16 protein-coding genes and 1 tRNA gene are annotated in these 18,064 nt (G+C 70.9%); 10 read left to right on the top strand and 7 right to left on the bottom strand.

All coding sequences use genetic code 11. The features are described 5' to 3' along the window. Positions 1-123: 123 nt before the first annotated feature. Positions 124-3,117, top strand: coding sequence for a glycine--tRNA ligase (locus tag ACFY9S_RS07255; protein WP_391123941.1), 2,994 nt, complete (start codon positions 124-126; stop codon positions 3,115-3,117). A 53-nt stretch (positions 3,118-3,170) separates the two neighbouring features. Here ACFY9S_RS07255 and ACFY9S_RS07250 read toward each other — a convergent pair whose 3' ends face one another. Next, the gene (locus ACFY9S_RS07250) at positions 3,171-3,635 is read right to left on the bottom strand and encodes an ATP-binding protein (RefSeq protein WP_391123939.1); all 465 of its coding nucleotides are present in this window, start codon (positions 3,633-3,635) and stop codon (positions 3,171-3,173) included. Between the two features lie 244 nt (positions 3,636-3,879). Here ACFY9S_RS07250 and ACFY9S_RS07245 point away from each other — a divergent pair, with 244 nt between their 5' ends. From ACFY9S_RS07245 to ACFY9S_RS07205, 9 genes are all read left to right on the top strand, one after another. Further along, positions 3,880-4,698 (top strand): hypothetical protein, encoded by an 819-nt coding sequence (locus ACFY9S_RS07245; RefSeq protein ID WP_391123937.1) that lies wholly within the window; start codon positions 3,880-3,882, stop codon positions 4,696-4,698. Between the two features lie 119 nt (positions 4,699-4,817). Further along, complete coding sequence (locus tag ACFY9S_RS07240) at positions 4,818-5,561, top strand: DUF1775 domain-containing protein (protein ID WP_391123935.1); 744 nt, start codon at positions 4,818-4,820, stop codon at positions 5,559-5,561. Positions 5,562-5,652: 91 nt separating this feature from the next. Continuing rightward, positions 5,653-6,306: an SCO family protein gene (locus ACFY9S_RS07235; RefSeq protein WP_391123933.1), complete on the top strand. Its 654-nt coding sequence runs from the start codon at positions 5,653-5,655 to the stop codon at positions 6,304-6,306. Beyond that, complete coding sequence (locus ACFY9S_RS07230; protein ID WP_391123931.1) at positions 6,303-6,776, top strand: copper chaperone PCu(A)C; 474 nt, start codon at positions 6,303-6,305, stop codon at positions 6,774-6,776. Before ACFY9S_RS07235 ends, ACFY9S_RS07230 begins: the two co-directional genes overlap by 4 nt. Positions 6,777-6,789: 13 nt before the next feature. Continuing rightward, on the top strand, positions 6,790-8,811 hold the full coding sequence (locus ACFY9S_RS07225) for a copper resistance protein CopC (RefSeq protein ID WP_391123929.1): 2,022 nt from the start codon (positions 6,790-6,792) through the stop codon (positions 8,809-8,811). A gap of 6 nt (positions 8,812-8,817) precedes the next feature. Next, a complete protein-coding gene (gene efeB / locus ACFY9S_RS07220) occupies positions 8,818-10,107 on the top strand; it encodes an iron uptake transporter deferrochelatase/peroxidase subunit (RefSeq protein WP_391123927.1) in 1,290 nt (429 codons plus the stop codon). Positions 10,108-10,169: 62 nt separating this feature from the next. Next, positions 10,170-11,102, top strand: coding sequence for a prephenate dehydratase (gene pheA, locus ACFY9S_RS07215; RefSeq protein ID WP_391123926.1), 933 nt, complete (start codon positions 10,170-10,172; stop codon positions 11,100-11,102). Between the two features lie 518 nt (positions 11,103-11,620). Then, positions 11,621-12,898, top strand: a complete 1,278-nt coding sequence (gene serS, locus ACFY9S_RS07210) for a serine--tRNA ligase (protein ID WP_391123924.1) — start codon at positions 11,621-11,623, stop codon at positions 12,896-12,898. Continuing rightward, positions 12,895-13,713 carry an HAD-IIB family hydrolase gene (locus ACFY9S_RS07205; protein ID WP_391123922.1) on the top strand — a complete coding sequence of 273 codons (819 nt, stop codon included), beginning with the start codon at positions 12,895-12,897 and terminating at the stop codon, positions 13,711-13,713. The genes serS and ACFY9S_RS07205 overlap by 4 nt, the downstream gene beginning before the upstream one ends. Positions 13,714-13,750: 37 nt before the next feature. Here ACFY9S_RS07205 and ACFY9S_RS07200 read toward each other — a convergent pair. The 6 genes from ACFY9S_RS07200 to ACFY9S_RS07175 all read right to left on the bottom strand — a co-directional run bounded on the left by ACFY9S_RS07200 (position 13,751) and on the right by ACFY9S_RS07175 (position 18,033). Further along, positions 13,751-13,838, bottom strand: a tRNA-Ser gene (locus ACFY9S_RS07200). 280 nt (positions 13,839-14,118) lie between these two features. Next, entirely contained in the window at positions 14,119-14,418 is a 300-nt protein-coding gene (locus ACFY9S_RS07195; RefSeq protein WP_391123920.1) for a hypothetical protein, read from the bottom strand. Between the two features lie 102 nt (positions 14,419-14,520). Continuing rightward, entirely contained in the window at positions 14,521-15,240 is a 720-nt protein-coding gene (locus ACFY9S_RS07190) for an ABC transporter permease subunit (protein ID WP_391123918.1), read from the bottom strand. Between the two features lie 9 nt (positions 15,241-15,249). Then, positions 15,250-16,161: an ATP-binding cassette domain-containing protein gene (locus ACFY9S_RS07185; RefSeq protein ID WP_391123916.1), complete on the bottom strand. Its 912-nt coding sequence runs from the start codon at positions 16,159-16,161 to the stop codon at positions 15,250-15,252. Then, positions 16,158-17,075, bottom strand: coding sequence for an ABC transporter permease (locus tag ACFY9S_RS07180; RefSeq protein WP_391123914.1), 918 nt, complete (start codon positions 17,073-17,075; stop codon positions 16,158-16,160). Before ACFY9S_RS07180 ends, ACFY9S_RS07185 begins: the two co-directional genes overlap by 4 nt. Next, entirely contained in the window at positions 17,065-18,033 is a 969-nt protein-coding gene (locus tag ACFY9S_RS07175; RefSeq protein WP_391124256.1) for an ATP-binding cassette domain-containing protein, read from the bottom strand. The genes ACFY9S_RS07180 and ACFY9S_RS07175 overlap by 11 nt, the downstream gene beginning before the upstream one ends. Positions 18,034-18,064: the final 31 nt, after the last annotated feature.

Genomic DNA, 18,064 nt, shown 5'->3' with positions numbered 1-18,064 from the left:
CTCAGCCCCGCGCCCCACTTGGGACGCGGGCCTCTCGGTCAAGAAACAGCAGGTCAGCGTTAGTTGACGTATGAGATCATGGCCGACCTTGCCGGGCCGATTCGGGGAACGGGCGCGATCATCATGAAGAACGTTCAGACGGCGCTGACCATGCAGGACGCCATCCTCACCCTGCAGAAGTACTGGAGCGACAACGGCTGCATGATCACGCAGCCGCTGAACACGGAGGTCGGAGCCGGTACGGCCAACCCGGCCACGGCACTGCGGGTGCTCGGTCCCGAGCCGTGGAGCGTCGCCTACGTCGAGCCGAGCGTGCGGCCGGACGACTCGCGCTACGGCGAGAACCCCAACCGGCTCCAGACCCACACCCAGTTCCAGGTGATCCTCAAGCCCGACCCGGGCAACCCGCAGGAGCTCTATCTGGGCAGCCTCCGCGCCCTCGGTGTCGACTTGAACGCGCACGACGTGCGCTTCGTCGAGGACAACTGGGCCTCGCCCGCGCTCGGCGCCTGGGGGCTGGGCTGGGAGGTCTGGCTGGACGGCATGGAGATCACCCAGTTCACCTACTTCCAGCAGGTCGGCGGCGTCGTCCTGGACCCGGTGTCGGTGGAGATCACCTACGGGCTCGAGCGCATCCTGATGAACCTTCAGGGCGTGTCCCACTTCAAGGACATCGCGTACGCGCCGGGCATCACCTACGGCGAGGTGTTCGGGCAGAACGAGTACGAGATGAGCCGCTACTACCTCGACGACGCCGACATCGACACCAACCACCGGCTGTTCGAGTCGTACGCGGCCGAGGCCCGGCGCCTGCTGGACCTGGAACTGCCCGTCCCCGCGTACACGTACGTGCTGAAGTGCAGCCACACCTTCAACGTGCTCGACGCGCGCGGTGCGATCAGCACCACCGAGCGGGCCAAGGCGTTCTCGCTGATGCGTGGCCTGACGCACGAGACGGCCAAGCTGTGGGAGCGGCGGCGGGCCGCGCTGGAGCATCCGCTCGGGCTGGCGGCGGCGCCGGCTACGGCCGAGCGGGCCATGCTGCCCAAGGTGCCGGGCACCGAGACGCTGCTGTTCGAGATCGGCGTGGAGGAACTGCCCTACGCGGATGTCCCCGCCACCACCGAAGCGGTGCGCGAGTCGGTCACCGCCAAGCTCGCCGCGACCCGGCTGGGGCACGGCGCGATCACCGTGATGGCGACACCGCGCCGGATCGTGATCACGGTCGACGGTGTGCAGCCGCGCGAGCGGGACACCATGCGGACCGTGCGCGGGCCCAAGGTCGCCGCTGCCTACAAGGACGGCGCGCCCACCCCCGCGCTCCTGGGCTTCGCCCGCAGTCAGGGCGCCGAACCGGCCGATGTGCGCGTGGTCGAGGCCAACGGGGTCGAGTACGTGGCGGTCACCCGGCACGAAGAGGGACGCCCTGCCGTGGAGGTGCTCAGCGCGCTGCTGGCCGAGGTCGTCTCCGGGCTGCGGGCGGGGCGCAACATGCGCTGGAGCGACCCCGGGCTGTCGTTCTCGCGTCCCGTGCGCTGGCTGCTCGCGCTGCTGGGGCGCACTCCCCTGCCCGTGGTGGTCTCCTCCCTCTCCGCGAGCGACACGACGCGGGTGCAGCGGCAGGCCCCGTATCCGGAGGTCCGGGTGACCTCCGCCGAGGGCTATCCGCACTTCCTGCACATGCACGGCATCCTGCTGGACCGCGAGGCCCGGCGCGGCGCGGTCGTGCGCGGTGCCCTGGAGGCCGCCGCCGAGGTGGGCGGGCACATCGACGTGGAGGGCCAGGCCGGACTGATCGACGAGATCACCGACATCCTGGAGTTCCCGTACGCCGTGCGGGGCTCGTTCGACGAGCGCTACCTCGAACTGCCCGCGAGCGTCCTGACCACCGTGATGCGCAAGCACCAGCGCTATCTGCCGGTGCTGGACGGCGAGCGGCTCATGCCGCACTTCGTGACCTTCGCCAACGCCCTGTGCGACGACGACGTGGTGCGGGCGGGCAACGAGGCGGTACTGAGGGCCCGTTACGAGGACGCCTCGTTCTTCTGGCGGGCGGACCTGAAGGTGGCGCCGGAGGAGTTCCGGCGGCGGCTGGACAAGCTGACCTTCGAGGACCGGCTCGGCACGGTCGCCGACCGCGCGGTCCGGCTCGCCTCCCTCGCCCAGGACCTGGCCGGACGGGCCGGGCTCCCGGAGGAGTCGGTGGAGGTCGTGCGGCGCGCCGGTGCCCTGGCCAAGTTCGATCTGGCGTCGCAGATGGTGATCGAGTTCTCCGGGCTGGCCGGGGTCATGGCGGAGGAGTACGCCCGCCGGGCCGGTGAGTCCGCCGATGTCGCCCGGGCGCTGGCCGAGATGGAGCTGCCCCGCTCCGCCGGCGGTGCCCTGCCGGCCGGGGACGCGGGTGCCGTGCTGTCCCTGGCCGACCGGTTCGACCTGGTGACGGGCATGTTCCTGATCGGCGCGGCACCGACCGGGAGCTCCGACCCGTACGGGGTGCGCCGGGCGGCGATCGGGCTGCTCAACGTGTTGCGCAGCCTGCCCGCCGTGGCGGGGGTGCGGGTGAGCGAGGGGCTGCGCGCGGCGGCTGTGCGGTACGCCGCGCAGGGCGTCGAGGTGCCCGCCGAGCGGGTCGCCGAGGCAGCCGAGCTCATCACCCGGCGCTACGAGCAGCAGCTCACCGACGCCGGGCACGAACACCGGCTCGTCCAGGCCGTACTGGTGTGGGCCGACCGGCCCGCCCACGGCGACCGGACGCTGGCCACGCTGGAGCGGCACATCGGCAGCGAGGCGTTCGAGGCGCTCGCGGCCGCGTTCCAGAGGGTGGTGCGCATCCTGCCCGAGGGCGGTGCCGAGGCGGCGGATGTGTCCCTGCTGACCGCGCCCGCGGAACTGCGTCTCGCCGAGAGCGCCCAGGCCGTACGGCAGGCGCTGCAGGGGCGGGAGGACGATCTCGGCGCCCTGATCGAGGTCTCCGCCCCGCTGGTCGACGCGATCGGCGTCTTCTTCGACGAGGTGCTGGTGATGGACCCCGACCCGGCGGTCCGGGCGGCGCGGCTGGCGCTGCTGACGGAGGTGGCGGGCCTGGCGCGTACGACGCTGGACTGGGGAGCGCTGTAGGGCGGCCGGTCACAGGCTGTGTTTCACGTGAAACACCGCCCTCGCCGGGAAGGTCAGACCGCGATCAGCGGGGCGCCGGAACGCCACTTCAGAATCTTGTCGAAGCTCACCACGGCTCCGCCCCGGCCCGGCTTGTTCCCGATGTGGACGTGGTCGGCGAGTTCCTCGATGAGGCACAGACCCCTGCCGTTCTCCGCGTCGGAGTGCGCGGGGCGAACCGGCGGACGGGGCCGCCCGGCGGAAGCCGCAGGGAATCCCGGGCCCGCGTCGGCGACCTCGATGCGGCACTTCTCGCCGTCGAGGTACGCGGTGACCCGGTACGCCTCCGAACCGGGGCCACGCCCCGTGTCCCCGCCGTGCTCCACGGCGTTCGCGCACGCCTCGCTGAGAGCGACGGACAGGTCGTAGGAGATGTCGGGGTCGACGCCCGCGGTCTCCATCGTGCCGATCAGCAGGCGGCGGGCGAGCGGCACGCTCGCAGCTTCGCGCCGCAGATGGAGTGACCACCAGATGCTCATGCTCCAGCCTCCTGGCTGCGGCTCGACATACCGTTACGTATTGCCCTCACTGCCCGTGTGTAAGCGTGAAGTTGACGTGACGCCGCCCATACGGCGGATGCGCGCTGGTCCTGATCGGTGTATGTGAGGGCAGACACCGGCGCATCTGGGGGCGTGCGGGACCAGAGCATGACGTTCCGGTCGTACGGCATCTTATGGACCTGCCGCACGGTGCCTGCGGGGCCAGTGCGATGATGAGCCCGCCATGTCTGCCCCCCACGCGCGCGCGACGCGCTCCGGACACACGCTCCGGATCCTGCGGGCCGCGGTGTTCGCCGCGGTCTGCGTCGTGCTGGCCGGGGCAGGTCACGCGATCGCCTCCTGCGACGGCATTCCGCTGTGGACGCTGGTCGCCGGGTTCCTCGGGGTGGTCGCGGTGACGGCCCCGCTCGCCGGGCGCGTGCGCTCACTGGCGGGGATCACGGGAATGCTCGCGTTCGGCCAGCTGGTGCTGCACACGCTGTTCGGCCTCGGCCAGCACGGTACGGCCGCCGTCACGTCCTCGGTGCCTGCGGGCGGGAGCGACGCCGCACTCGTCCAGCAGGCCGCACGGTTCGTGTGCGGCACGACGGCGGCGGCGATCAGCCCGGCACAGGCCCACAGGATCCTCACCGAAGCCCGGATCCAGCCGTCTCCGGGAGCGCACACGCATCTGCCCGCGGACGCCGCGTCCGAGTCGGCCTCGCTCTGGCCGTCCCTGCCGATGCTGCTCGGCCACGTCCTCGCGGCGCTCGCCGCAGGCTGGCTGCTGCGTCACGGCGACCTGGCTCTGCTGCGGCTCACGCAACTGTCGGCGCAGGGAGTCGCCGAGGGGGCGCTGGTGCGTTCCCTGCGGGCCGCTCTGGCGCTGGTACGCGCCCTGCGCGCCGGGCTCCCGCGAGCCCCCGCGGCCCGCCCGAGCCCGGTGTCCGCCGCGCGGCCCGTACTCCCGATGCCTCGCACCATGGCCCTCCAGCACACGGTCATCCGGCGCGGCCCGCCGGCCGCCACGGCTTCCGCAGCCGCACTCGCCCTCGCCGCCTGACGCGACGCGACCACCACCACTCCGCTCCCGCGGAGAAGGGGCCGCCGTCGTGCGGCACGCGCGTGTGCGCGCATTCCTCCTTCCACATCCAGACCGAATCACAGCGGAGTGCCCCTTCCATGAAGGCTTCCCGTATCGTCGCGGCCGGTGCCGCCGCCGGTGTCAGCGTCCTCGCCCTGTCCGCCCCCGCCTTCGCGCACGTCAGCGTGCAGCCCGAGGGCACGGCCGCCAAGGGCGGCTACGCGGTCGTGAACTTCAAGGTCCCCAACGAACGGGACGACGCCTCGACCACCAAGCTCGAGGTCAACTTCCCGACCGACCACCCGCTGGCCTCCGTCATGCCGGAGCCCATGCCCGGCTGGAAGATCGAGGTCACCAAGTCCAAGCTGGACAAGCCGCTGGAGATGCACGGCGAGAAGATCACCGAGGCCGTCACCAAGGTCACCTGGACCGCGGACGGCAAGGGGATCGAGCCCGGCTACTTCGAGAAGTTCCCGCTCTCCGTCGGCCAGCTGCCCGAGGACACCGACGAGCTGGTCTTCAAGGCCCTGCAGACGTACTCCAACAAGGAGGTCGTCCGCTGGATCGAGGTGCCGCAGAAGGGCCAGGAGGAGCCCGACAACCCGGCCCCGGTGCTGGAGCTGTCCGCCGCCTCCGAGGACGGGCACCACGGCTCGGCAGCCGGTGACGACTCCGACGCCAAGTCGGCCGAGAAGGCCTCCGCCGAGACGGCCGCCTCCGACTCCGCCTCCTCCGACGGCACCGACACCACCGCCCGCGTACTGGGCATCGTCGGCATCGTGGTCGGCGCGGCGGGTGTCGCCTACGGCGTGCTCGCCGGGCGTCGCCGTACCAGCGCCTGAGGCTGCTTCCGTTGACGGCGCGCGCCGGATCCCCGCCTCCGCGCGAGGCACCCGGCGCGCGTCGGGTCACCGACATCTGGGACATTTTTCTATGCGCACCAAGACCTTCGCCGCGGCCGCTCTGCTCGCCGCCGCCTCCCTGACCCTGACCGCCTGCGGCAGCGGCGACGACAGCAACAAGCCCGTCGCCGTGGTGTCGGAGGAGGCCGGTACCGACAAGGCCGCCACCGTCCTCGACAAGCCGTTCGAGAAGCCGGACCTGGTCCTCACCGACACGCAGGGCAAGAAGTACGACCTCCGCAAGGAGACCCAGGGCAAGCCCACGCTGATCTACTTCGGCTACACCCACTGCCCCGACGTCTGCCCGCTGACGATGAACAACATCGCCGTCGCCAAGAAGCAGCTCCCCAAGGCCGAGCAGGACGAGCTGCGCGTGGTGTTCGTCACCACCGACCCCGAGCGCGACACCTCGGCCGAGCTCGGCAAGTGGCTCAAGGGCATCGACCCCGGGTTCGTCGGCCTCACGGGCGACTTCGCGACCATCCAGGCCGGCGCCCGCACCCTCGGCATCTCCATCGAGCCGACCAAGAAGGACAAGAACGGCAAGCCCGTCTCCGAGCACGGCACCCAGGTCATCGCGTTCTCCCCGAAGACCGACGGCGGCTACGTGCTCTACGGCGAGGAGGCCACCGTCGACGACTACACCAAGGACCTCCCCGCGATCGTCAAGGGGGAGAACCCGTGAGGCCCAGGCTCGGCCCGGCCGCCCTCGTCATAGCCGGAGCCCTGGCCCTCGCGGGCTGCGGCGGCTCGGACTCCGGCGGCGACAGCGACTCGGGGAAGGCGGAACTCTCCGTCGGCTCCGCGTACATGCCGCAGCCGGTGTCCGACGACATGGCAGCCGGCTTCCTCACCGTCACCAACAAGGGCGGTGCCGCCGACGACCTGACCTCGGTCACCAGCGACATCGCCGGGCAGGTCACCGTGCACGAGACCGTCGACGGAGCCATGCGGGAGGTCAAGAGCCTGAAGATCCCCGCCGACGGCCGGCTGGAGCTGAAGAGCGGCGGCGACCACCTGATGTTCGAGCAGCTCAAGCGCAAACCGAAGGAAGGCCAGACGGTCTCCGTCGAGCTGCACTTCGCCCACTCCGGCCCCATGAAGGTCGAGATGCCGGTGAAGCCGGCGACCTACACCCCGAAGACCGGACACTGAGGGAGGGACCACTGTGACGCTGACCATCGCCCCCCGGGTCCGGACACTGGTGCTGGTGCTCCTGGCCGCGGCCTGCGCACTCCTCGCCGGAGCCGGCCCGGCCTCCGCGCACGCCGCGGTGACCGGCAGCGACCCCGGCCAGGGGGCGGTGGTCGACAAGGCCCCGGCCCGGATCTCGCTCACCTTCTCCGAGCAGGTCGCGCTGTCCGACGACTCGCTGCGCGTGCTCGACCCCGAGGGCAAGCGCGTCGACACCGGCAAGCCCTCCAACGTCAGCGGCACGACGTACGCCGTTCCGCTGCACTCGGGCCTGCCCGACGGCACCTACACCGTGGCCTACCAGGTCGTTTCGGCGGACAGCCATCCCGTCGCCGGCGCCTACACCTTCTCCATCGGCGCCCCCTCCAAGACGTCCGTGTCGGTCTCCGGGCAGTCCGCCGACGACGGGCTCGTCGGCTGGCTGTACGGCTTCGGCCGCTACGTGTCGTACGCCGGGTTCACCGTGATGGCCGGCGGCGCCGCCTTCGTGCTCGCCTGCTGGCGGCGCGGTGCCGGGGTACGGCCCGTGCAGCGGTTCGTCGTCTCCGGATGGGTCGCGCTCACCGCGGCGACCCTCGCCCTGCTGCTGCTGCGCGGCTCCTTCACGGGCTCCGGGAAGGCCGCCGACATCTTCGACCTGTCCCTGCTCGGACAGGTGCTCCAGACCAAGACCGGCGCGGCCCTGGTGTCCCGGCTGCTGCTCCTCGCCGCGGCGGCCCTGTTCATCGCCGTGCTCTTCGGGGCGTACGCCCGCCCGTCTCCCTCCACCACCCTGACCGACGGCGCTTCGCGCCGACAGCCTGATCCTGAGGAGGACACCCAGGAGAAGCGGGACCTGACCTTCGGGCTCTCGATCGGCGGCGTCGTCGTGGCGGCCGGGCTCGCGGCGAGCTGGGCGATGTCCGAGCACGCCTCGGTCGGCCTCCAGGCGAGCATCGCCATGCCGGTCGACGTGCTCCATCTGCTGGCCGTCGCCGCCTGGCTCGGCGGACTGGGCGCGCTCCTGGTCGCCCTGTACCGCGCACCAGCCGATACGCCCGTCGATCGACCGGCTGTACGCCGCTTCTCCCAGGTCGCCTTCGGCAGCGTCCTCGTCCTCATCGCGACCGGCACGTACCAGTCCTGGCGCCAGCTCGGCTCCTGGTCGGCCTTCACCGACACCCGCTACGGCCAGCTCCTACTGGCCAAGATCGGCCTCGTCGTCGTCATGGTCGGCGTCGCGTGGATCTCGCGCCGGTGGACGGGACGGCTGGCGGAGACGGCACCGGCCGAGGCAGCGGCGGTACGCGCGAAGGAACGGGTCGGCGCGGGGGCCGAGACCGCCGGTGACGCCGACATCACCGCCACCGGCGACGGGGACGCCCCCGCGGAGGGTGACAGCGACCTCGGCACCGACGAGCACCCCGGCACCGAACGTGCCGCACAACTCGCCCGGCAGCAGGCCGCCCGGGACGCCGCACGGCAGAAGCGGATGCGGGACGCGGACCCGAACCGCTTCGGACTGCGGCGCTCCGTGCTGGCAGAGGCCGGCATCGCGGTCGTGCTGCTCGCCGTCACCACCGTGCTGACGCAGACCGAGCCGGGACGCACCGAGCAGGAGGCCAAGGCGGCCTCCTCGTCCTCCGCGTCCGCCTCGTCCGGCACGGGCGCGTCCGGGGCGCTGACCCTGAACATGCCGTTCGACACCGGCGGCGAGGACGGCAAGGGCATCGTCACGATCGACCTCGATCCCGCACGCGTCGGCGACAACGAGATGCACGTCTTCGTGGAGCGGCCCAACGGAAGGGCCTTCGACATCCCCGAGGTGAAGGTCGAGTTCACCCTCAAGGCCAAGGACATCGGGCCCTTGCCCGTCGTCCCCGACCACATCGCTACCGGACACTGGTCGGCGAACGGAGTGCAGATCCCCATGGCCGGAGACTGGCAGGTCGACGTGACCGTGAGGACCTCCGACATCGACGAGGTGACCGTCTCCAAGAACGCTCAGATCGGCTGAACGACCATGCCTGACCAGTCCCTTCCGAAGGCCCGTACCCCCGAGGTCACCCCGCGGGAGAGTAAAGCGGCACCGGCCCACGAGGACATCTCGCGGCGGCGGCTGCTCGGCACCGCCGGTGCCACCGGGCTCGTCCTCGGCACGGCGGGCGCCGCCGTGGGGTACGCCGCCGCTCCCTCCGAAGCCGCGGTTCCGCTCACCTCGCTCGGTACGGACCGGGCGATGTTTCACGGGAAACATCAGCCCGGCATCACCGACGGCCTCCAGGCACGCGGCCACGTCGTCGCCTTCGACCTGGCGGCGGGCGCCGGGCGCAAAGAGGCCGCCGCCCTGCTCCGCCGCTGGTCACAGACAGCCCGGCGGCTGATGGCGGGCGAGCCGAGCCCTCACGAGGACACCGACGTGGCCCGCGACGCCGGACCCTCGTCCCTGACGATCACCTTCGGATTCGGCCACAGCTTCTTCGCCCGGACGGGCCTGGAGAAGCAGCGCCCCAGCGCCCTGGACCCGCTGCCCGAGTTCTCCTCGGACCACCTCGACAAGAACCGCAGCAACGGCGATCTCTGGGTGCAGATCGGCGCCAACGACGCCCTGGTCGCCTTCCACGCCCTGCGCGCGATCCAGAAGGACGCGGGCCGGGCCGCCAAGGTGCGGTGGCAGATGAACGGCTTCAACCGCTCACCCGGCGCCACCTCCCACCCCATGACGGCCCGCAACCTGATGGGCCAGATCGACGGCACCCGCAATCCCAAACCGAGCGAGCCCGACTTCGACCAGCGCATCTTCGTCCCCGAAAAGGGTGAACCGGCCTGGATGGCGAACGGCTCCTACGCCGTCGTACGCCGGATCCGCATGCTCCTGGACGACTGGGAGAAGCTGTCCGTCAGGGCGCAGGAGGACGTGATCGGGCGCCGCAAGTCCGACGGGGCGGCCCTGTCCGGGGGCACGGAGACGACCGCGATGGACCTGGAGAAGACGGACGCCAAGGGCAACCTGGTCGTCCCGATCAACGCCCACGCCCGCATCACACGGCCCGACCAGAACGGCGACGCTGCGATGCTCCGCCGCCCGTTCTCCTTCCACGACGGCATCGACCCCGACGGGGTGCCCGACGCGGGCCTGCTCTTCATCTGCTGGCAGGCCGATCCGCTGCGCGGCTTCGTGCCGGTGCAGCGCAAGCTCGACCGCGGCGACGCCCTGTCGCAGTTCATCCGGCACGAGTCGAGCGGGCTGTTCGCGGTGCCGGGAGGGGCCGCCGAGGGCGAGTACGTGGGGCAGAAGCTGCTGGAGGGGTGAGAGTCGGGCTCTGTACGGGCTTGTGGGGGATGGCGCTTCCGCGGGCCCATTAGGGTGAGGTCATGCCAGCGAGCTATGCGTATCTCGGTCCCGAGGGCACCTTCACCGAAGTCGCCCTGCGCACGCTTCCCGAGGCCGCCACCCGGGAGCTGATCCCGTACGTGTCCGTGCAGTCCGCACTCGACGCGGTACGCGCCGGCGAGGCCGAGGCCGCGTTCGTGCCGATCGAGAACTCCGTCGAGGGCGGCATCACCACCACCCTGGACGAGCTGGTCGCCGGCGCCCCGCTGATGATCTACCGCGAGGTGCTGCTGTCGATCACCTTCGCGCTGCTCGTCAGGCCCGGCACGAAGCTGTCGGACATCAAGACCGTCTCCGCCCACCCGGCCGCGCAGCCGCAGGTGCGCAACTGGCTGAAGAAGCACCTGCCGGACGCGCACTGGGAGTCGGCCGCCTCGAACGCGGACGCCGCCCGCCTGGTCCAGGAGGGCCAGTACGACGCCGCCTTCGCGGGTGAGTTCGCGGCCGCCCGCTACGGCCTCGAAGCCCTGGAGACCGGGATCCACGACGCGGAGAACGCCCAGACGCGGTTCGTGCTGGTCGGCCGCCCCGCCCGGCCCGCGGCACCGACCGGCGCGGACAAGACCTCGATCGTGCTGTGGCAGCGCGACGACCACCCCGGCGGCCTGCGCGACCTGCTGGGCGAGTTCGCCACCCGCGGCATCAACCTGATGCTGCTCCAGTCCCGGCCCACCGGCGAGGGCATCGGCAACTACTGCTTCTGCATCGACGCCGAGGGCCACATCTCCGACCGCCGGGTGGCCGACGCCCTGATGGGCCTGAAGCGGATCTGCCTCCAGGTGCGCTACCTCGGCTCCTACCCGCGCGCGGACGTGCGGCCGGCTGATGTGCAGCCGCCGCGCCTGGGGACCTCCGACGACGAGTTCATGTCGGCGGCCGACTGGGTCGCACAGTGTCAGGACGGCCGCTTCTAGGCCGGTCCTACCTGCCTATTGTCGTTATCCACAGAAGTTTTCCACAGGTCCGCTTCTCGACCTGGGGACAAGTCGACAACGAACCGTGAGTCAGTCGACAAATCGCCCTACAGGCCCTTGATGCATCCATCAGCGGGCAGGTCACCCTTCGTCCATCGTTTTCCCTTGCGTAACTCTTGGGGGTGACCTATTTCCACTCGAAAGTGAGGGTAAAGCGGGTTTGCGAGGGGAATTCTGAGGGGTGGCCGGGCCTTCTGGAGTGATCAATTCCGAAGTCCACAGATCTTCCCCACAGCCTGTGGATAACTTTGCGGGGCGCGGAGGCCCCTGTGGACAACTCACGCCCAAGTCCCGCTCCCCGCAAGGGATTCACGTCAACGCGACGCCCTCGGATGCCTCGCACCGGGGACAGGGGGCCGTTTTATTGACACTGCACGTAATTCGCCCATAACGGTACGTATGCCCCGCCGACCATAGTGAGTCGTGGGCGGTCACCCCTCACCGGTAGCCTTGGGCGCGTGATTGACCTTCGCCTGCTCCGTGAGGACCCCGACCGTGTGCGCGCTTCGCAGCGCGCCCGTGGAGAGGACGTCGCGCTCGTCGACGCCCTTCTGTCTGCCGACGAGCGGCGCAGGTCGTCCGGCGTCCGCTTCGACGAGCTGCGCGCCGAGCAGAAGGCGCTCGGCAAACTCATCCCCAAGGCGGCCGGCGACGAGAAGTCCGAGCTGCTGAAGAAGGCGGGCCAGCTCGCCGCCGACGTCAAGGCGGCCGACGCGGACCGCGAGGCGGCCGCGACCGAGACCCAGGAGCTGCTCCAGAGGCTCGGCAACCTCGTCCACCCCGACGTGCCCGTGGGCGGCGAGGAGGACTTCGTCACGCTCGAGACGCACGGCACGATCCGCGACTTCGCCGCCGAGGGATTCGAGCCCAAGGACCACCTGGCACTCGGCCAGAACCTCGGCGCGATCGACGTCGAGCGGGGCGCCAAGGTCTCCGGCTCGCGCTTCTACTTCCTGACGGGCGTCGGCGCCCTGCTGGAGCTCGCCCTGGTGAACGCGGCGATGGCGCAGGCCACCGCGGCCGGCTTCACCCCGATGCTGACCCCGGCGCTGGTCCGTCCCCAGTCCATGGCGGGCACGGGCTTCCTCGGCCAGGCGGCGCAGGACGTCTACCACCTCGCCGACGACGACCTCTACCTGGTCGGCACGTCCGAGGTGGCGCTCGCGGCCTACCACATGGACGAGATCCTCGACTCCGACCGTCTCCCGCTGCGCTACGCGGGCTTCTCGCCCTGCTTCCGCCGCGAGGCCGGCTCGCACGGCAGAGACACCCGGGGCATCTTCCGGGTGCACCAGTTCGACAAGGTCGAGATGTTCTCCTACGTCGCTCCCGAGGACTCGCAGGCCGAGCACCAGCGCCTGCTGGAGTGGGAGAAGCAGTGGCTCACCTCGCTGGAGCTGCCGTACCGCGTGATCGACGTGGCGAGCGCCGACCTCGGTGCGTCGGCCTCCCGCAAGTTCGACTGCGAGGCGTGGATCCCGACCCAGGGCAAGTACCGCGAGCTGACCTCGACGTCGGACTGCACCGAGTTCCAGTCCCGCCGTCTGTCGATCCGCGTCCGTGAGGGCAAGCAGGTCCGCCCGCTGGCCACGCTCAACGGCACGCTGTGCGCCGTCCCGCGCACGATCGTGGCGATCCTGGAGAACCACCAGCAGGCCGACGGGTCGGTGCGCGTGCCCGAGGTGCTGCGTCCGTACCTGGGTGGCCGGGAGGTTTTGGAGCCGGTGGCCAAGTGAGCGACACGGCTTCCCCGGGCGCCTTCCCGTACCGGCTCGTCGCCACCGATCTCGACGGGACGCTGCTGCGCTCCGACGACACGGTGTCGCCGCGCACCCGTGACGCGCTCGCCGCTGCCACGGCGGCGGGTGCCGCGCACATCGTCGTCACCGGCCGCGCCGTCCCGTGGACCCGGCACATCCTCGATGACCTCGGCTACCAGGGCCTGGCCGTCTGCGGCCAGGGCGCACAGGTCTACGACTCCGGCGCGCACCGCCTGCTGACGTCGGTGACACTGGACCGGCAGCTGGCCGGGGTGGCGCTGGCCAAGATCGAGGCGGAGGTCGGCCCGCTCCACCTGGCAGCGAGCCGCGACGGCCTGGACGGCGAAGTGCTGGTGGGCCCGGGCTACGCGGTCCAGGGCACCCTGCCCGCCACGCCCTTCACGGACGCGTCCGACCTGTGGACCGCGCCCCTGAACAAGCTGTACATCCAGCACCCGACGCTGACCGACGACGAACTCTGCGAGGTGGCGACGCGCACCGCCGGCGGTTTCGTCACCGTCACGATGGCGGGCGCGGGCATCGTCGAGCTCCTCCCCCTGGGGCTGTCCAAGGCGACCGGGCTGTCCCTGGCGGCCCGCAGGCTCGGGATGAAGGCGGCCGACACGATCGCCTTCGGGGACATGCCCAACGACATACCGATGTTCGCCTGGGCCTCCTACGGCGTCGCCATGGCGGACGCCCACGAGGAACTGAAGGCGGTGGCCGACGAGGTGACGTCCTCCCACGACGAGGACGGCATCGCGGTGGTGCTGGAGCGGTTGCTGGGCTGAGCGTCGGGCCGGTCGCCCGTCGGTGTGCGATGTTCGGCGGAGGATGCACGAATCGAACGTGCGCGGGCTTTTCAGACCCGACCTTGGCTTAGCAAGCCAGTGCCTTACCACTCGGCCAATCCTCCGGGTGGGCGGCCCACGCGATGTGCGACTCGCGTGCTCGAAGCGGCCGCCCCGGGCAGCTCCCCGTGTGAGGCGGGTTCTACGGAGAGGTGGCGACTACTCCGGGTCCCGCCGCGGGCTGCCCTGAAGGGAGCTGGACGTACTGCCGTGCATGGACATCGTCCCGCTCCTCTCCCAGAACGTGGCGCCGGGCTTCTCGCCCGGCCGTGATGACAACCACTGTGCCTGCCGGGTGAATCGGACGCCACCGATTAAATCGACGCCGGATCGGCGGCGGTCCGGCTACTTCCTGCGCCACCTGCGCCGCCGGACCTTGCTGAAGAACCAGCCCGCGGGGGGCTCGTCGGAGCGCCAGGGCTGCGGCTGTGGTTCCTCGCGGCGCCACTTCGCGGCGAGCATCCGCGCGCGGGCGGACGGCTCGGAGGTCCCGGCGGAGCGTATGAAGTCCTCGTCCAGTACGACCCCGTCGAGGTCATCCGGGGCTTCGCCCCGGGACCCGGACCCGGGCCGGGCCCCGTTCCGCGGCCCGCTGGTGGGCTGCCCGCCGCCGTCGTCGTCGTACTGAGCCCTCTCGCCCGCCATCCCCGTCCCTCCCAGCCGTCCAACTCCCGTGGTGATTCCCTTACATTCCGTGCGCCCAGTGTGCCCGGACGGGGGTGAAGCCCCCGTCAAGGCCGGGGCACGTCACTCCTCGCCGGCGAGCGTCAGGGAGCGCAGCTTCTGCCCGGCGAACCAGGTGGCCAGCACCGTGACGGCCACCAGCAGCACCGTCGCCGTGGTCAGCCCCACGTCCGAGGAGACCAGGTCTCCGCCGGACACCTTCTGGGCCACCGCCAGCGACCACTGCTGGACGCTCAGCGTGCGCGCACCCGGCACCAGGGAGCCGAACAGGGCCTCCCAGACCAGCGCGTAGACCAGCCCGAACACCACCGCGTGCCGGGAGACCGTGCCGAGCAGCAGGAACAGGGCCGCGTAGGCGATCGACGCGACCAGGGCGGCCACCGTGTAGGCGACGGCGACCTGCTGGCCGTTGCCGTTCAGGACGAAGCCGGCGATGAGCGTCGGCACCGCGGAGAACACCATGGTCACCGCGATCGCGACGATCAGTTTGGTGAAGATGATGGTCGGCCGCTTGATCGGCTTGGACAGCAGGTACACCACCGAGCCGTCGTCGATCTCCGGCCCGATCGCGCCGGTTCCGGCGATGACGCCGATGATCGGCACCATCGTGGCGAGGGCGAGGCCGCCGAGCAGATCCGCCGCCGTCTGGTCGTCCGCCCCGGCGAGGAAGCGCACCACCACCGAGATGGCGATGAGCAGCAGCGGCAGGGCTCCGAGGATGAGGGCCCGGCGTCGGCCGAGCAGGGCCCGGTAAGTGAGCCGGGCGACTGTGGGGTCGTACATCAGGGCCTCCTACGCCGCGACCAGGTACGAGAACACGGACTCGAGGGACTCGTCTGACGGCGAGACCGTGAGCAGCCGGATGCCGTGGTCCCTGGCGACCTTCGGCAGAAGGGCCGTGAAGCGGCCGAAGTCGACGGCCTGGATGCGCAGCGCGCCCTCGGCGACGTCCACCTCGATACCGGCCGTCGACGGGTCGGCGATCAGCGCGGCCGCGAGGGCGCGGTCGTCGCTGGAGCGCACCAGGTAGCGGTGCGGCCGGTCGGTCATCAGGCGGCGGATCTTGCGGAAGTCCCCGCTGGCGGCGTGCCGCCCGGCGACGACGACCTCGATGTGCCAGGCGAGTTGCTCGACCTCTTCGAGGATGTGGGACGAGAACAGGACCGTGCGGCCCTCGTCGCCCATGCGGCGCAGCAGGTCCATCAGCTGCATGCGCTGGCGTGGGTCCATGCCGTTGAACGGCTCGTCCAGCAGGAGCAGGGAGGGGTCGTGGACCAGGGCGGAGGCCATCTTCACGCGCTGGCGCATGCCCTTGGAGTACGTCTGGATCTTGCGGTCCTGCGCGTACTCCATCTCGACCGTGGCGAGCGCCTTCTGGGCCGCCTTGGCGCCCAGGCCGTGCAGCTCGGCGTTGGCCAGGACGAACTCCTTGCCGGTGAGGAAGTCGTACATCGCCTCCCGCTCGGGGACGACGCCGATGTGCCGGTAGATCTGCTCGTTGCGCCACACGGCCTGGCCGTCGAGGGTGACGGTGCCGGTGGAGGGGGCCAGGAAGCCGCCCATCATGTTGATGAGGGTGGACTTGCCGGCGCCGTTGGGACCGAGCAGGCCCGTGACGCCGGGGCCGATGGTCATGGTGATGTCGTTGACGGCGACCACGTTGCCGAACCAGCGGGAGACGTGGTCGATGTTGAGCGTGGTCACAGTCCCACCTTCTTGTAGCGGCGCATCAGGAGGCCGTAGCTCGCCGCGATCAGGCCCAGGGCGACGAGGACGTAGACGACGCCCTCGGCCGTGCTCGGGCCCACCCCGCTGGGGGAGGCGGACGTCGCGCCCAGGAACGCGGACTGCACGCCGTCGACGATCGTGATCGGCGAGAACAGCCCGATCCACGGCACGGCGTCGCTGCTGCCCTGCGCGTCGGCGATGGCCTGGAGGGTGGAGACCGCGCCGTAGGTGATGGTCAGCACGGCGATCACGGCCGCGATGCCGAAGCCGCGGCGCGGGGTGAAGGACGCGATGACCAGGCCGATGCCGGCGAAGAGCAGTGAGAGCAGTGCCACGGAGACCAGTCCCTGTGCGAATCCCTTGGTCTGGTCGGCGAAGTCCAGCTTGGCCAGCAGCGCGCCCACGTAGAGCACGAGCAGGGGTGCGGCCGTGAGGATGAACAGCGCCGAGGTCAGTGCCGCGAACTTGGCGCGGACGTAGTCGGCGGTCTCGATCGGCCGCGAGAAGTACAGCGGAACGGTCTTGAAGCGCAGGTCCCGCGAGACCGACTGGGGCGCCTGCGAGGCGACGTACAGGCTGATGACCGCCTGCATGACGATCGCGTAGCGCGTGTAGTCCAGGGGCAGGGCGTTGGCCTTGGTGGCGACCGCGACGGCGACCATGATGGCCCCGGGCACGCACATCACCACGAAGAGCAGCATCGGCAGCACCTTGGACTTCACCGAGCGGCCGAGGCCGTAGGAGCCACGCAGGGACTGCGAGTACAGGGAGCGGCGGGCGTAGGCGCGGCCGAGACGCGGGCCGTCGTAGCTGCGGTAGCCGATGTTGTGGATGCGGGTCTGGTCGCCCGGTGCCGGGGCGGATGTCCCCGTGGAGTGCTCAACCGCCATGGCCGACCGCCTCCTTCCGCTGCTCGCGCTCGTCGCTGCTGGTGAAGACCTCGGAGATGTGGTGCCGGCGCTGCTCCATGCGCACCAGGCCGAGTCCGAGGTCCGCGATCAGGTCCCGGACCAGGTCGTACGTCTCCTCGCCCTGCGCGGTGAGCAGCAGTACGTGACCGGCGCCCGGCAGGCCGCTGCCGTCCTCGACGCTCACTCCGTGCCCGAGCAGTGCCTCGCGCACCGCGCGGGTGCCGTCGGGGTGCTCGTCGGTGTCGGTGACCTCGATCGCGAGGGTCGTGGTGGTCTGCGTGAAGTCCGTGGTGGAGCTGGAACGCAGGAGCTTGCCGCCGTCGACGACGACGACGTGGTCGCAGGTGCGCTCCAGTTCGCCGAGGAGGTGGGAGGTGACCAGGACCGAGATGCCGAAGTCGGTGTGGATGCGGCGGATCAGGCCGAGCATCTCGTCGCGGCCTACCGGGTCGAGGCCGTTGGTCGGCTCGTCCAGGAGGACCAGCTGCGGGTCGTGGACGAGGGCCTGCGCGAGTTTGACGCGCTGCTTCATGCCCGTCGAGTAGCCGCCGATGGGGCGGTACCGCTCCTCGTACAGGCCGACGTGGCGCAGGGTGTCGGCCGTGCGCTCGCGCGCGGCGGTGGGCGGCAGGCCGGACATGCGCGCCATGTGGACGACGAACTCGGTGGCCGAGACGTCCGGCGGCAGGCAGTCGTGCTCGGGCATGTAGCCGACCCGCTCACGGATGGCGGCGCCCTCGGTGGCGACGTCGAGACCGAGCACTTCGGCGCGGCCCTCGGTGGCGGGGGACAGACCCAGCAGGATCTTGATCAGTGTGGACTTGCCGGCTCCGTTGGCTCCGACGAGTCCGGTCACACCGGGTCCGACGTCCACGGAGAGCCGGTCAAGCGCGGTCACCCGGGGGAACCGCTTGCTCAGGCTTTCGGTCGCGATCACAGTCACCCTTCGAAGGTAGGGGCCGTACGCG

The organism is Streptomyces sp. NPDC012474 (assembly GCF_042955185.1).
Lineage (GTDB): Bacteria > Actinomycetota > Actinomycetes > Streptomycetales > Streptomycetaceae > Streptomyces > Streptomyces cahuitamycinicus.
Note: the sequence above shows the minus strand (reverse complement) of the source record. Positions and strands in the feature narration are given on the sequence as shown.

Coding starts and splice junctions, on each gene's coding strand:
- ACFY9S_RS07255 (WP_391123941.1), top strand. CDS start 124: ATGAAGAACGTTCAGACGGCGCTGACCATGCAGGACGCCATCCTCACC.
- ACFY9S_RS07250 (WP_391123939.1), bottom strand. CDS start 3,635: ATGAGCATCTGGTGGTCACTCCATCTGCGGCGCGAAGCTGCGAGCGTG.
- ACFY9S_RS07245 (WP_391123937.1), top strand. CDS start 3,880: ATGTCTGCCCCCCACGCGCGCGCGACGCGCTCCGGACACACGCTCCGG.
- ACFY9S_RS07240 (WP_391123935.1), top strand. CDS start 4,818: ATGAAGGCTTCCCGTATCGTCGCGGCCGGTGCCGCCGCCGGTGTCAGC.
- ACFY9S_RS07235 (WP_391123933.1), top strand. CDS start 5,653: ATGCGCACCAAGACCTTCGCCGCGGCCGCTCTGCTCGCCGCCGCCTCC.
- efeB (WP_391123927.1), top strand. CDS start 8,818: ATGCCTGACCAGTCCCTTCCGAAGGCCCGTACCCCCGAGGTCACCCCG.
- pheA (WP_391123926.1), top strand. CDS start 10,170: ATGCCAGCGAGCTATGCGTATCTCGGTCCCGAGGGCACCTTCACCGAA.
- ACFY9S_RS07195 (WP_391123920.1), bottom strand. CDS start 14,418: ATGGCGGGCGAGAGGGCTCAGTACGACGACGACGGCGGCGGGCAGCCC.
- ACFY9S_RS07190 (WP_391123918.1), bottom strand. CDS start 15,240: ATGTACGACCCCACAGTCGCCCGGCTCACTTACCGGGCCCTGCTCGGC.
- ACFY9S_RS07180 (WP_391123914.1), bottom strand. CDS start 17,075: ATGGCGGTTGAGCACTCCACGGGGACATCCGCCCCGGCACCGGGCGAC.